Source organism: Facklamia miroungae, assembly GCF_012396555.1.
In the GTDB taxonomy this organism is placed as follows: domain Bacteria; phylum Bacillota; class Bacilli; order Lactobacillales; family Aerococcaceae; genus Facklamia; species Facklamia miroungae.
The window spans coordinates 1-13,197 of the sequence record NZ_JAAXPS010000008.1 but is presented as its reverse complement, the minus strand read 5'-3'; the positions used below and the strand labels follow the sequence as shown (position 1 = coordinate 13,197).

10 protein-coding genes and 1 tRNA gene are annotated in these 13,197 nt (G+C 36.3%); 6 read left to right on the top strand and 5 right to left on the bottom strand.

Annotated features, from left to right (window positions below):
• The first annotated feature begins 15 nt into the window (after positions 1-15).
• The gene (locus tag HF969_RS07605; RefSeq protein WP_090290102.1) at positions 16-678 is read left to right on the top strand and encodes an ABC transporter ATP-binding protein; all 663 of its coding nucleotides are present in this window, start codon (positions 16-18) and stop codon (positions 676-678) included.
• Entirely contained in the window at positions 678-1,457 is a 780-nt protein-coding gene (locus HF969_RS07600) for an ABC transporter permease (protein WP_090290101.1), read from the top strand. Before HF969_RS07605 ends, HF969_RS07600 begins: the two co-directional genes overlap by 1 nt.
• 74 nt (positions 1,458-1,531) lie before the next feature.
• Here the strand turns inward: HF969_RS07600 and nagA are convergent, their stop codons facing one another.
• From nagA to glpK, 5 genes are all read right to left on the bottom strand, one after another.
• The gene (nagA, locus tag HF969_RS07595; RefSeq protein WP_090290100.1) at positions 1,532-2,686 is read right to left on the bottom strand and encodes an N-acetylglucosamine-6-phosphate deacetylase; all 1,155 of its coding nucleotides are present in this window, start codon (positions 2,684-2,686) and stop codon (positions 1,532-1,534) included.
• Between the two features lie 874 nt (positions 2,687-3,560).
• Positions 3,561-4,727 (bottom strand): hypothetical protein, encoded by a 1,167-nt coding sequence (locus HF969_RS07590; protein WP_090290099.1) that lies wholly within the window; start codon positions 4,725-4,727, stop codon positions 3,561-3,563.
• A 309-nt stretch (positions 4,728-5,036) separates the two neighbouring features.
• Positions 5,037-5,984 carry an L-threonine 3-dehydrogenase gene (locus HF969_RS07585; RefSeq protein ID WP_090290098.1) on the bottom strand — a complete coding sequence of 316 codons (948 nt, stop codon included), beginning with the start codon at positions 5,982-5,984 and terminating at the stop codon, positions 5,037-5,039.
• A 9-nt stretch (positions 5,985-5,993) separates the two neighbouring features.
• Positions 5,994-7,181 carry a glycine C-acetyltransferase gene (locus tag HF969_RS07580; protein WP_090290097.1) on the bottom strand — a complete coding sequence of 396 codons (1,188 nt, stop codon included), beginning with the start codon at positions 7,179-7,181 and terminating at the stop codon, positions 5,994-5,996.
• A gap of 144 nt (positions 7,182-7,325) precedes the next feature.
• Positions 7,326-8,837, bottom strand: coding sequence for a glycerol kinase GlpK (glpK, locus tag HF969_RS07575; RefSeq protein WP_090290096.1), 1,512 nt, complete (start codon positions 8,835-8,837; stop codon positions 7,326-7,328).
• A 158-nt stretch (positions 8,838-8,995) separates the two neighbouring features.
• On the opposite strand from glpK, the gene HF969_RS07570 reads away from it, so the two are divergent.
• From HF969_RS07570 to HF969_RS07555, 4 genes are all read left to right on the top strand, one after another.
• Positions 8,996-10,120 (top strand): PfkB family carbohydrate kinase, encoded by a 1,125-nt coding sequence (locus HF969_RS07570; RefSeq protein ID WP_342706697.1) that lies wholly within the window; start codon positions 8,996-8,998, stop codon positions 10,118-10,120.
• 54 nt (positions 10,121-10,174) lie between these two features.
• Positions 10,175-11,092 carry a pseudouridine-5'-phosphate glycosidase gene (locus HF969_RS07565; RefSeq protein WP_090290164.1) on the top strand — a complete coding sequence of 306 codons (918 nt, stop codon included), beginning with the start codon at positions 10,175-10,177 and terminating at the stop codon, positions 11,090-11,092.
• A gap of 152 nt (positions 11,093-11,244) precedes the next feature.
• Positions 11,245-12,381 (top strand): BMP family lipoprotein, encoded by a 1,137-nt coding sequence (locus HF969_RS07560; protein ID WP_090290094.1) that lies wholly within the window; start codon positions 11,245-11,247, stop codon positions 12,379-12,381.
• 431 nt (positions 12,382-12,812) lie between these two features.
• Positions 12,813-12,885: transfer RNA gene (locus HF969_RS07555), tRNA-Ala, on the top strand.
• The last annotated feature ends 312 nt before the right edge of the window (positions 12,886-13,197 follow it).

The window sequence follows — 13,197 nt, the reverse complement described above, 5'->3', positions numbered from 1 at the left end:
AAAAAGGAGAATAGCATGTCAACCATACTTGAAGTTAAAAATTTGACGATTCAAAGCCCGAAAAAGAAAATTATTTCTGACTTATCGTTCCAAATAAAAGCCGGTGATTTTGTATCCGTTAAGGGGCCATCGGGCTCTGGAAAATCTACTTTATTAAAGGAACTCGTCTATCTTAATGCGCCTAATCTTAGCCGATCAGGAAAAATTTATTTTAATGACAAAGAAATTTCTGACTATCCGCCGATTGAATTACGCCAAAACATTGCCTATTGCTTTCAAACAGCTCAACTCTTTGGTAGAACGGTTGAGGATAATCTCTCCTTTCCTTATGAAATTCGTGATTTGTCTGTTGATAAAGAAAAAATAAATTACCTGTTGGATGAAGTTCGATTATCAAACGACTACTATAAAACTGAAATCCAAAACCTTTCGGGTGGAGAAAAACAACGCATCGCTCTCATTCGCAATTTAATATTTCCGCCTAAAATTTTACTCTTGGATGAAGTCACTTCAGCCTTAGATCAGGAAACACGTGAAATTCTATGGTCTTGGTTACTTAAATATATTGAGAAAGAAGATATAACCACCTTAATGATCAGTCACTTAAGTAAGGATCATCAATATGCTAATAAAGAAATTATGATTTCAAATAATCATCAAGAAAGCGAGGAAGACTAATGACTCAAAATCTTCAAGTTAGCCCTCTTTCGTTAGCTCTAACATTTTCTCTTGTATTAATCACTTTTTTTATTTCCTATAGAGAAAAATTAGACCTTTGGAAAGATCTTTTAATTGCCATTGTGCGAGTAATTGTTCAACTTTTATTGGTAGGCTATGTCTTGGAACAAATCTTTGCGATCAATAACACTTGGATAACTTTAGCCATGGTGGCCGTTATTATTTTTAATGCCTCATGGAATGCCTCAAAACATGGTAGTAGCATAAAAAATGCTTTTGCGATCTCTCTTATTGCCATAGGCGCGGGGTCAATTGTTAGTTTAGGTATTCTAGTTTTTTCTGGCTCTTTAAAATTTACCCCTTCACAAATTGTGCCAATTACAGGAATGATAAGTGGGACAGCAATGGCCGCCCTGGGACTGACTTTTCGTAACCTTAAACAATTATTCGAAGACCACCGCCAAGCTTTCCTGGAAATGTTAGCCTTAGGCGCTACCCCACAACAGGCTACTACCCACGTTAAAAAGTTGGCCGTTAAATCAGGTATCCAGCCGACTATTGATAATATTAAAACCACCGGTGTAGTTACCTTGCCAGGGATGATGTCGGGATTAATTTTTGCAGGTGTTGATCCTACCAAAGCAATCATGTATCAGATTATGATTTCCTTTACCATACTAGGAACGACTGCACTTGTAGCTGCAACTGCTGCTCACCTATCGATCCGCACTTTCTTTAATGACCAGTATCAATTAATTTTTATGTCAGATAATAATTAATATAAGCATACAAAAACTCCCATGAAAGAAACCTCTATGAAAAGAAGTTTCATCCTCGGGAGCCTTTTTAATATCTAGGCTTGATACCTTAATTGACCGTCTAAGAATGTTGCCTTTAGTCCACCCTCTTCATCTATTACAATAAAATCTGCTGCTAAGTCTGATCGAATCGAACCACATTCTGCTTGGATACCTATTGATCGGGCGGGATTGAGACTAGCCATCCGTATAGCTTGGTCAATAGTCACTAAATCCCATTTTATAAGATTTTGTACGGCTTGTATCAACTCGAGAATTGACCCTGCTAAATTTCCTCCATTAACTAATCGGGCCGCACCTTCACTGACTTTCACTTCAAATTCACCTAAGCGTGAGATGCCCTCTTCCATTCCACCAGCCCGCATACAATCCGTGATTAAAACCATCTCCTCAAGTCCTCTAGCTTTTAAAGCAACTTTGATAGCTGCAGGATGCACATGATGTCCATCTGCAATTAATTCAGCAAAGACATTTTTTAGACTGAGGGCTGCACCAACCATTCCAGGATTGCGATGATGTAAGCCTGACATGCCATTATATAAATGAATAAAGATATTTGCTCCAGCCTCCACTGCAGCTTTCGCTTGCTCAAAGCTCGCATCGGAATGGGCTAAGGCCGTATGTACCCCATGATTTTTCGCATACTCGATAAAAGGGATCACTCCTTCTCTTTCAGGTGCGATAGCAATTTTATTCACCAAGCCACCTGATAAATTGATCCACTCATTTAATACGTCAATTGATGGATCGCTCATGTATTTCGGATTTTGTGCGCCTTTATATTTCTCGGTAAAGAAAGGACCTTCCAAAAAAATCCCTCGAACCTTCGCACCTTGACAAGATTGATAGTGCTCTTTGATCATCGAGCATACTGCATTCAGTTTTTCAACTGAATCCGTTAAAGTAGTAGGTAACCACGAAGTTACTCCACATGTCAATAATTTTTCAGAAATATAGCGTAAACCATCCGGGTCATTGTCCATGATATCATATCCTTTAAAACCATGAATATGAGTATCCACTAAACCGGGTGCAATAATTAAATGTTGATAATCTGTGATTGCTTCGGATCCACTGGGTAAAGTATCGACAATTTTACCAAAGCTACCATTATCTCTCACTTCAAGATAAGCTGCTTCTGCAACAGAACCCTCTAGTATAATCTGCTTAGCTTTATAATATTTACTCATAAAACCACTCCTTTTCTCTATTATTATACTGGTTTTAATCATTTTTTAGAATGATTTCCTCTGAAGTCTATACTATGTTTTTATCACTATTAAAATTTGAAGGAGCTAAAAATTGATTAAAACAATAGGATTTGACTTAGGAGATACGTTATATGATCGTAATGCTATTTACTGTGAAGTTTCTAAAAAATGCAGACTGAAAATCCTTACGAAGCCTCATTTAAGACTTTTAATGTAGTCTATCAAGATTATTCAAAAAATAGGATCAAGCATTTATTGCTGGTGAGTGTAGTAACAGTCATTATCAATTACAAAGAACAATTGATACCTTCAAACATTTCCAAATAATTCACCATAAAGCAAGCCCAAAAAATTTTAACCCTTTATAATACATTAAAAAAACAATTAACACTTCGACCGGAACTTCACAACTGTTTAACTTTTCTTAAGCCAAGTTCGATTGAACATTTTTTGTTTACTTATGGCACTCAATGTGGTCAATCCAAAAAAATGAATCACTCGCTCTCGCTCAACACTTTGACGATAATCGTATGTTTATTTCAGAATATTCAGTATTTTCTAAACCTGATGATGAAATTTTCTCTCAAATAACCTGTACTCTTGGTTATAAAAAAACGAAATTATTTATGTCAGTGATGACTGGAATAGCGATATCGAAGGCTCACTTAGAAGTGGTTGGTATGCATTTTATTTTATTGTTCCTAATCAACCTAGTTCTTTTTAACATTCGCGTTTAAATGAAATTTAAGTATAAAAAGATCTGTGCTAGCTATTATACAATTTATAAAAAGACGTCCATGCTGTTAGCACGGACGTCTTTTCATTTACCTATACCTAGATTAACTACTTTGACTTATTTTTCAGTAGAAGTTGTTAATTCGCCTGGTTCTTTAGCAGAGTCTTCTTTTGTTGTTTCTTCTGCTTTTTCTTTTGTTGTTTCCTCTGCTTTTTCTTCTGTAGTTTCTTTTTCTTCGCCTTCTTTAGTGGTTTCTTTACTTTCCTCAGAAGTTGATTCTTCAGATTTTTCTTCTGTAGAAGTTTCTTGGTTTTCACCATTTCCTTCTTTTGGAGCAGCTACTTCATTTCCTTCGCTATCAGTAGCTTCTTCATCTTCGCTACCTTCCACTTTTAAAACTTCTAAAGTTGTAGCGTCTAATGTAATAGTTTTCATTTTCCCTTCAGTTGGTTCCTCAGTATTTTCATAAACAAAGACCGCAACTTCGGTAACATTTGTTTCTTCATTGACTGAGTACACGAATTCTAACGCTTCTCCCATGCCTGCTTCTTCTTCAGCTGCAGCTTTAATCTCATCAAAGCTTGCCAATTGATCAAATTCAATAGTGGCCATTGGTTCTTGAGACATTGCGTCTTCAGTAGTTGTTTCTCCATCACTTTCTTCAGACATCATGTCATCCATACCTTCTTCGACTTCAGAGCTCATGTCATCCATGCCCTCTTCAGCTTCAGACATCATGTCATCCATGCCTTCTTCAGCTTCAGACATCATGTCATCTTCTTCAGGAATTTCTTCCCCTGTACGCGCATCATAAGAAACAGTTACTTCTTCAGAAGCTTTTTCATCTGTACCTTCAATGGTGATTTCAAAAGGATCAACTTCGACCATTTCTTCATCAGACATTGCTTCATTAGTCATTTCTTCATCAGATGTTTCATCAGTTTCTTCTGACATATCCATTTCAGATTCTAATGTAACAGATAAATCTTCGGATTCTTCCTTATCTTCATCTTCTTCCAATGGTTGAATAGTAATGCGATTAATTCCTACTTCAGGATATTCTTCTTCGTATTTTTTGACGATATCTTCTAGAGCTTTTTGCAATGGACTTGCATCTGCTTCCTCTTCTTCAATTGTAGTTTCTTCAGACATAGTATCATCCGCCATGGTTTCTACTGTTGTTTCACTCTCTTCTTGAGCAAAAATAGAAATTGATGGAGCCACAGCTCCTAGTGTGATAGCACTCATTGATACTAAAGCTAATTTCTTTAAAGATTTTTTCATTATAAATCTCTCCTTTATTAAGTATGTGTCCATCTTACAATCAAAAGAAAATTTAATCCAGTAATTTGCTCAGAAATTAAATTGAATTTTTTTCGAATATTGAAAAGAAGATGCTTTAAAATACTACTAAAATAAGATTTTTATTTTATAAAATTTAACTTAAAGAGTATTTATCTTCTAATTTTGTTCACAATTTATTCATATTTTGAGGCCTTTGAATTCATATCTTACTCTCTTGTAACGAGGCCTCGATAGAATTAAAAGACAAAAATAGTGTTAGCGATAAGCGCTAACACTATTTACTTACAATTATTTTTTGGCTTCTAATTTTTCTAACATATCAACAGTCATCTTGTCTAAATCATATTCTGCTTTGAAGTTCCATTCTTCTTTAGCTGCCGAAATATCCATTTCATCTGGCCAAGATTTTGCAATACGTTCCAATGTAGGATTAACATCGTAAGTCATTTCAAATTCTGGCATTACCTTACGGATGGATGCAGCAATTTCTTCAGGTTCAAATGACATTCCTGAAATGTTGAAAGCATTTCGATGAACAAGCTTACTAGCATCTGCTTCCATTAAATCAATAATAGCTTGAATGGCATCAGGCATATACATCATATCCATCTTAACACCTTGAGGGATATTACAAACATACTTACCATACTTGATTGCATCATAATAAATTTGAACAGCATAGTCAGTTGTTCCACCACCTGGAGGTGTAACATATGATATTAAACCTGGGAAGCGAACACCTCGTGTATCTACTCCAAAACGGGTATGATAGTAATCACATAACAATTCTCCGGCAACTTTTGTGATTCCATACATAGTTGTTGGACGTTGGATAGTATCTTGCGGAGTTCCCACTTTTGGAGTGTCTGGACCAAATGCTCCAATAGAGGAAGGTGTAAAGAATTGTAACTCTAATGCACGTGCAACTTCCAACCCATTAATTAAACCTTGCATGTTAATATCCCATGCAACTAAAGGCTTCTCTTCAGCAACAGCTGATAATAAGGCAGCCATATGAATTAATGTGTCTACTTCATGCTTTTTAGCAACTGCCATAAAAGCATCCATATCTAAAACATCTAAAATAGCAAAATTTGGATGATTACAAACTTCATTACCTTCTACGACACGGATATCTGTAGGCACAACATTTTCTTTACCATAAATCTCATTTAACTTTACAACTAATTCTGAACCAATTTGGCCTAAAGCTCCGGTAATTAAGATTTTTTTCATTTTATCCTCCTAGATAACGCCTAATTCTTTTCCAACTTTTTCATAGATAGCAATTGCTTTGTCTAACATTTCTTTTGTATGAGCTGCTGTTGGCATATTTCTTACACGCCCAGTTCCTAAAGGTACAGTTGGAAAGACGATTGATTTAGCATAAACGCCTTCTTCTCTCAAACGTTTAGAGAACTCTTGTGCTAATTTCTCTTCACCTAAAATTACTGGTGTAATTGGTGTTTCAGAGTTACCAATATTAAAACCTAGAGCTTTTAATTCAGCTTTTAGATAGTTACCATTTTCCCAGAGACGGTCATGAAGCTCTGTTGATTCCATTAAGATATTAATCGCTTCCGTAGCTGCTGCTGCATCTCCCGGAGTTAATGAAGTTGAGAATAAGAATGGACGTCCGGCTACTTTTAACCAATCAATTAATTCTTGAGAACCAGCAACATATCCTCCAACTACTCCTAAAGCTTTAGAAAGAGTACCAATCTGCAAGTCAATCTTATCAGAAAGACCGAAGTGCTTAACCGTACCCGCACCTTTGCCCATTACTCCAGATCCATGAGCATCGTCAATATAAGTAATTAAATTAAATTCCTCAGCAATTTCAACGATTTCAGGGATTTTTGCAACGTCACCATCCATTGAGAAAACACCATCAGAAATATACATTACTTTTTTATATAAACCTGATTCAGTAGCTTCTTTAGCTTTTTCGCGTAAATCATCCATATCTTGGTGCTTAACTGGAATAATTTTAGCGCGTGATAAACGACAGCCATCAATAATCGATGCATGGTTTAGAGCATCTGAGAGAATTGCATCTTCTTTATTCATGATGGCAGAAACAGCAGCCATATTACAATTGAAACCAGATTGGAAAGCAATCGCAGCTTCAGTATGCTTGAACTCAGCAATTTTCTTCTCAAGATCATTATGAACATCCATTGTTCCATTAATTGTACGCACAGCACCGGCACCGACACCATACTTATCAATGGTCTTCTTAGCAACTTCTTTCAACCGTTCTTCCTTTGCTAACCCTAAATAGTTATTAGAAGATAAATTAATCAACTCTTGACCATTTATCTCAATCATCGGTCCATTCGCAGATGATAAAGCTTCAATCTCATTATAAAGATTTTTAGCCTTCTTCTCTGCAATTGCTTCAGATAAGAATTCTTGTAATTTTTGTACCAAAATATTTTCCCCCTTAAATCCTTTTCTTTATTATAAAACGCTTCCAGATTTAAAGCAAATACAATTTCGATTATTATTAAATACTCACGGGATTCTCATTTTAATCTTATTTATTAGTGAGTATTATCTAATTTACTGCTCAACCTACTTGCTTTGATCGCCAAAAAATTGTACAGATTGAACTGCCCGTTCCCACCCCTTATACAAGTGTTCCCGTTTCGAAGCGGACATCTGAGGCTTAAAAATTTTTGCTGGTTTAACAAGCATTTGAATCTCTTCAATAGAATCCCAATAACCTACTGCTAATCCCGCCAAAAAAGCCGCACCTAATGCGGTGGTCTCTAGATTTGATAATCGAGTAACCGGCGTATTAAGAATATCTGCTTGAAATTGCATTAAATAGTTGTTCTTAGCTGCTCCGCCATCTACTTTTAACTCAGGAATCGCAACTCCAGTTTCCAACTTCATCACATCAATGATATCTCTGACCTGATAAGCCAATGATTGCAATGTAGCTTTTACAAAGTCAGCTTTATTAGTTCCACGGGTCAGGCCAAAAACAGCGCCTCTGGCTTGAGGGTCCCAATAGGGAGCTCCTAATCCCGTAAAAGCAGGAACAACGAATACTTCATCCTCATTTTCTGATTTTTCAGCCAGTTTTTCTGAATCAGCAGATTCCTTAATCATCTCCAACCCATCGCGCAACCATTGAACAGCAGATCCTGCAACAAAAATGGAGCCCTCAATACAATATACCGGAGGTTGATCAGGAAATTTGTATGCAATTGACGTAGCTAACGCATGTTGTGAATGTTTCACTTGATGACCAATATTCATCAAAATAAAAGCTCCTGTCCCATAGGTTGATTTAACTTGTCCTTTTTTAAAGGCTAATTGACCAATAAGTGCTGCTTGTTGATCTCCAGCCATTCCAGCCAAAGGGATCTCATATCCATAGAAGTGATAAGTAGCCGTTTTGCCATATATTTCTGAATTAGATACCACTTTAGGTAACATTTTCAAAGGAATATCAAAAATAGCTAAAAGTTCTTGGTCCCATTCTAATGTTTCTATGTTAAATAAAAGGGTGCGTGAAGCATTGGAATAATCAGTTATGTGGTGACGTCCTCCGGATATTTTCCACATTAACCATGAGTCAATCGTTCCAAAAGCTAATTCTCCTGCTTGAGCTTGTGAATGAGCCCCTGGAACAAAATCTAAAATCCAACGAATTTTACTGGCTGAAAAATAAGGGTCGATTGGCAGACCCGTCTTTTTCTTAATAAAATTTTCTAATCCTTTCTTTTTAACTCGCTCGCAAATATCACTAGACTGCCTGGATTGCCAAACAATCGCACGATAGATCGGTTCTCCACTTTTTCGATCCCAAACTACCGTTGTCTCTCTTTGATTGGTAACTCCAATCGCTTTTATCTGTTGGGGTTGAATATTTCCATTAATTAAGGCTTCGGAAATAACAGATTGTACGGACTGCCATATTTCATTTGCGTCTTGTTCTACCCATCCAGATTGGGGGAAAAACTGCTGAAATTCCTTTTGGGCACTTGAAACAAATTCTCCTTGTCGATTTACTATCACAGCTCTTGTGGAAGTCGTTCCTTGGTCAATAGACATTACATATTGTTCATCTAGCACTACTAACACCTCTCTTTTTCTAGTCAATAGGTGTCTGTATTATAATTCTTGATAAAAAACTTCTCAAGTTTATCTAAATAAAGACTTGAATTTTCAAAGATTAAAGTTATAATTAAGACAAGAATCTTAAATATGGACAATTGTTGTAAAAAGGAGGTATTACAATCGGTCTCAATTCTAATGAAAAACGAGTCTTAGATTTAATTAAACAAGACCCGTTTTTAACTCAGGCAAAATTAGCAGAAGTTTTAAGTATTAATCGATCCACCTTGGCTAATATTGTATCTTCACTTACTCAAAAGCGCTACTTGCAAGGAAGAGCATATATTGTTAATGAATTAACTGATATTTTTTGTATCGGTGCTATGAATATTGATCGTATCTTTCAATTAAAAGCCCCCCTGCTTAATTATACTTCTAATCCGGTCAACTCAACGATTACTGTGGGTGGTGTCGCGCGAAATGTAGCGGAGAATCTTGGCAGAATGGAATTATCAGTCAGTCTACTTTCTTTAGCCGGTTCTGATGCTGATTTTGAAGAAATCAAAACAGTCACCCAACCTTTTGTTAATTTAGATCATGTAAAAACCTTGGAAAATCATAATACATCTTCCTACACTGCGATTCTAGGCGAGAATGGCCAAATGGAAGTTGCTTTCGCAGATATGGAGATTTGTGATCAAATGAACGGTGAATGGGTTTCAAGTTATCAATTACCCATTCAAAATTGCCAACTGATTGCAATGGATCTAAACTTAAATAAATCAGGGGTTCAACAAGTTATTCACTTGGCAAAAAAGCAAAAAATACCTTTAGTCGTTATTCCTGTTTCCGGTCCCAAAATGAATCATCTACCTGAAGACTTATCAGGAATTACCTGGTTAGTTGTTAACCAAGATGAATCAGAAGAATTTTTCAAACGCAAAGTTGAAAATGAAAATGACTTTCTTCATCTTGCTCATCTTTGGATTGAAAAAGGGGTCGAGAATGTCATCATTACACGAGGGACAAATCAATTACTTTATGTTAATAAAGCAAAAAAAAATACTTACTTTCAACCGCCCCGTAATCCGAATGTCATTGATGTAACAGGAGCCGGAGACTCTTTCGTTGCAGGACTTATTTATGGCCTAAAAAAAGCCTACCCTCCTAACGAAGCCATTCATTATGGGATTACCAACTCTTATTACACCGTTCAGTCAGCTTCTACTGTCAGACAAAATCTACAAGCACATCTTTTTGAACAAGAACGTCAAACTATTGGCAATTGCGAAATACATTAAAAGAAAGAGGAAAAAAATATGAACCATCCATATAGTAAAGAAACAAGTAATCACATGAATCACCCGCTCCTTTCCATTTCTAAAGAAGTGCAAGCGGCTATAATCCAACAGAAACCAATTGTAGCATTGGAATCGACCATTATCTCACATGGAATGCCCTACCCACAGAACGTTGAAATGGCTCAGGCAACCGAGCAAATTATACGTGATCACGGAGCTGTTCCAGCCACCATTGCCATTATGAATGGTCAATTCAAGATCGGTCTTGAAGAGGAGGATTTGGAAATTTTAGCTACGGCTAAAAATGTTGTAAAGGTTTCACGACGAGACTTAGCCGAAGTCATTGCGAACAAAAAATTAGGCGCTACAACAGTGGCGACAACAATGATTGGTGCCCATCTCGCTGGAATTAAAGTTTTTGTCACCGGAGGTATTGGTGGTGTTCACCGTGGTTATAATGATCACTTAGATGTATCAGCCGACCTTGAAGAATTGGCACAAACACCTGTCACTGTAGTCTGTGCTGGTGCCAAAGCGATTCTTGACTTGCCGAGAACGCTGGAATATCTAGAAACAAAAGGCGTACCTGTTACTGGTTATCAAACAGACTTTCTCCCTGCTTTCTACTCTTCAACTTCACCTTATCGACTAACCAGTCGCGCTGATTCAGCAGAAGAAATTGCTCAACGAATGATTGCTGCTGACCAATTAGATTTACAAGGAGGATTATTAGTAGCCAATCCTATCCCTAAAGAATATGAAATACCAAATGAGGAAATCAACGCCATTATTGATCAAGCTCTAGCAGAAGAGAAAAAAGCTGGTGTTCACGGTAAGGAATCGACACCTTTCTTACTAGCCAAAATTGTTGAATTGACACAAGGTCGCTCATTAGAAACTAATATTCAATTAGTCTATAATAACGCTAAATTAGGCGCTGAAATAGCCGTCCACTACCAGGCCAATAACTAATTTTCATTTCACTAATTAGAAGTCTTCAATTAGGTAAACAATCTAATTGGAGGCTTTTTTTATACTAGAAAAATTAAGAATTCTAAAAAGTAAACGCTTGCTTTATCAACTTTATAAAGGTATATTATAGTTAAAACAAATGGAGGTATTCTATGAAAAAATTATTAACATTATCTGCAGCAGCTTTAGCTATTGGTGCAGCAACTTTACCTGCAACATCCGTAGTTGCTCAAGAAACCATCTCACCTGTTATCATTACTGACGTTGGTGGTATTGACGACAAATCATTCAACCAATCCGCTTGGGAAGGTTTACAAGCTTATGGATCTGAAAATGGTTTAGAAGAAGGTCCTGGTGGATACTTCTATCTTGAATCAAAATCTGATTCTGATTATGTTACAAACATTAACACAGCCATTCAAGGTGGCTCTAACCTTATCTTCGGTATTGGCTATAAATTACAACCAGCAATCGATGAAGCAGCAGGTCAAAATCCTGATGGTCACTTTGTCATTGTAGACTCTGTAGTTGAAAAAGAGAACGTTGCTTCGATTACATTTAAAGACAATGAAGCTGCCTTCTTAGCAGGTGTCGCTGCAGCGATGACAACTAAGACAGACCATATCGGTTTTATTGGTGGTGTTGAATCTGAAGTTATCGACCGTTTTGAAGCTGGTTTTGTAGCTGGTGCTAAAACTGTTAATCCTGATATCGAAATTTCAATTGAATACGCTGGTCACTTTGCTGATGCTCCTAAAGGTAAACAATTAGCAGCATCTATCTATTCTAGTGGAGCGGATATTATCTACCATGCTGCTGGTGGAACTGGACAAGGTGTCTTCTCAGAAGCTAAAGACCGTGTATCGAATGATCCTTCCCAAGAATTATATGTAATTGGTGTTGACTTAGACCAAGACGCTGAAGGATTGATTGAAGTCGATGGCGAAGAGCGTCACTTGACACTCGCTTCTACATTAAAACAAGTCGGCGAATCAGTGAAATCATTTGCTGAAAAAACGCAAGCCAACGGCTTCGAAGGTGGTGTGCAAACACTTGGTTTAGCTGATGGTGGTGTTGACCTTACAACTGAATACTTGACTGATGAAGTTAAAAAGGCCATTGAAGATTATAAACAACAAATTATTGACGGAGACATTGTTGTTCCTGAAAAACCAGGTGAAGAAGTAAAAACATCAAAAGAAGATTCAGATTCTGAAGAAGCTAAAGATGAATCAACAGATGGAGAAAGTGAAGAAGCAGAAGAAACTGAAACAACTGAAGCTGAATAATTTAAATGAATCACATTTCAAAAAACAAGCTTGAATCATTCAAGCTTGTTTTTTATTAATCTTTTTTAGTACAGCCTCTAATTTAAGGGTTTGTTTTTCTCCAAACATTATTCATTTAAACTCAGTTATCATCCCCCTTATAAGTAAGATGTACTAACATCCATCCTAATTTAGTTTTATCTTATTTTTTTCTGTGTAAAAAATTGGCGAAATAAAAGTTAAATTGATAAATATTGAATTCCCTAATACGTTTAAAGATAGAATTGGTTTGTTAAATAGTGAGAACAGTAAACAGCCTGAAAAAAATTTATAAACCCTTTAATAAAAAATTCTGTTATCAAGCTTAATTTAAATTGTAATTTAAAGGTAAGTATATAATAGTATTGACTTAGCGAATAAAATTGGATAGAATACTTTTATATCTTTGTTTTGGGGGCGTAGCTCAGTTGGGAGAGCGCTACAATGGCATTGTAGAGGTCGTCGGTTCGAGACCGATCGTCTCCATTTAAGTAAAATAGACATTTATAAAAACTCTTATAAACCTTAATATTTAAGGGTTTTAATGAAAATGATTTTTTATAATAACTAAATATTGGATGATATTTCGTACAACTTTTCGTGCAACATTTTAGGTCCCTAGGCAAATGGAAAGGACTAGTATTCTTTGATGTGCACCCCAAAACACGGACAAAAAGGGCTCTATGTCAAATAGGGTTGATGCCCTTATGGAGACTAAGCAACGAATAGTTGCTTGGTCTCTTTTTCTTTTCTTCCTGACACATACAATCTTGATATTAAAAGTATTCTATTTTTAAA

Excerpts from the sequence above, each read along its gene's own strand:
- HF969_RS07605 (WP_090290102.1), top strand. The coding sequence starts at position 16 with ATGTCAACCATACTTGAAGTTAAAAATTTGACGATTCAAAGCCCGAAA.
- HF969_RS07600 (WP_090290101.1), top strand. The coding sequence starts at position 678 with ATGACTCAAAATCTTCAAGTTAGCCCTCTTTCGTTAGCTCTAACATTT.
- nagA (WP_090290100.1), bottom strand. The coding sequence starts at position 2,686 with ATGAGTAAATATTATAAAGCTAAGCAGATTATACTAGAGGGTTCTGTT.
- HF969_RS07590 (WP_090290099.1), bottom strand. The coding sequence starts at position 4,727 with ATGAAAAAATCTTTAAAGAAATTAGCTTTAGTATCAATGAGTGCTATC.
- HF969_RS07585 (WP_090290098.1), bottom strand. The coding sequence starts at position 5,984 with ATGAAAAAAATCTTAATTACCGGAGCTTTAGGCCAAATTGGTTCAGAA.
- HF969_RS07565 (WP_090290164.1), top strand. The coding sequence starts at position 10,175 with ATGAATCACCCGCTCCTTTCCATTTCTAAAGAAGTGCAAGCGGCTATA.
- HF969_RS07560 (WP_090290094.1), top strand. The coding sequence starts at position 11,245 with ATGAAAAAATTATTAACATTATCTGCAGCAGCTTTAGCTATTGGTGCA.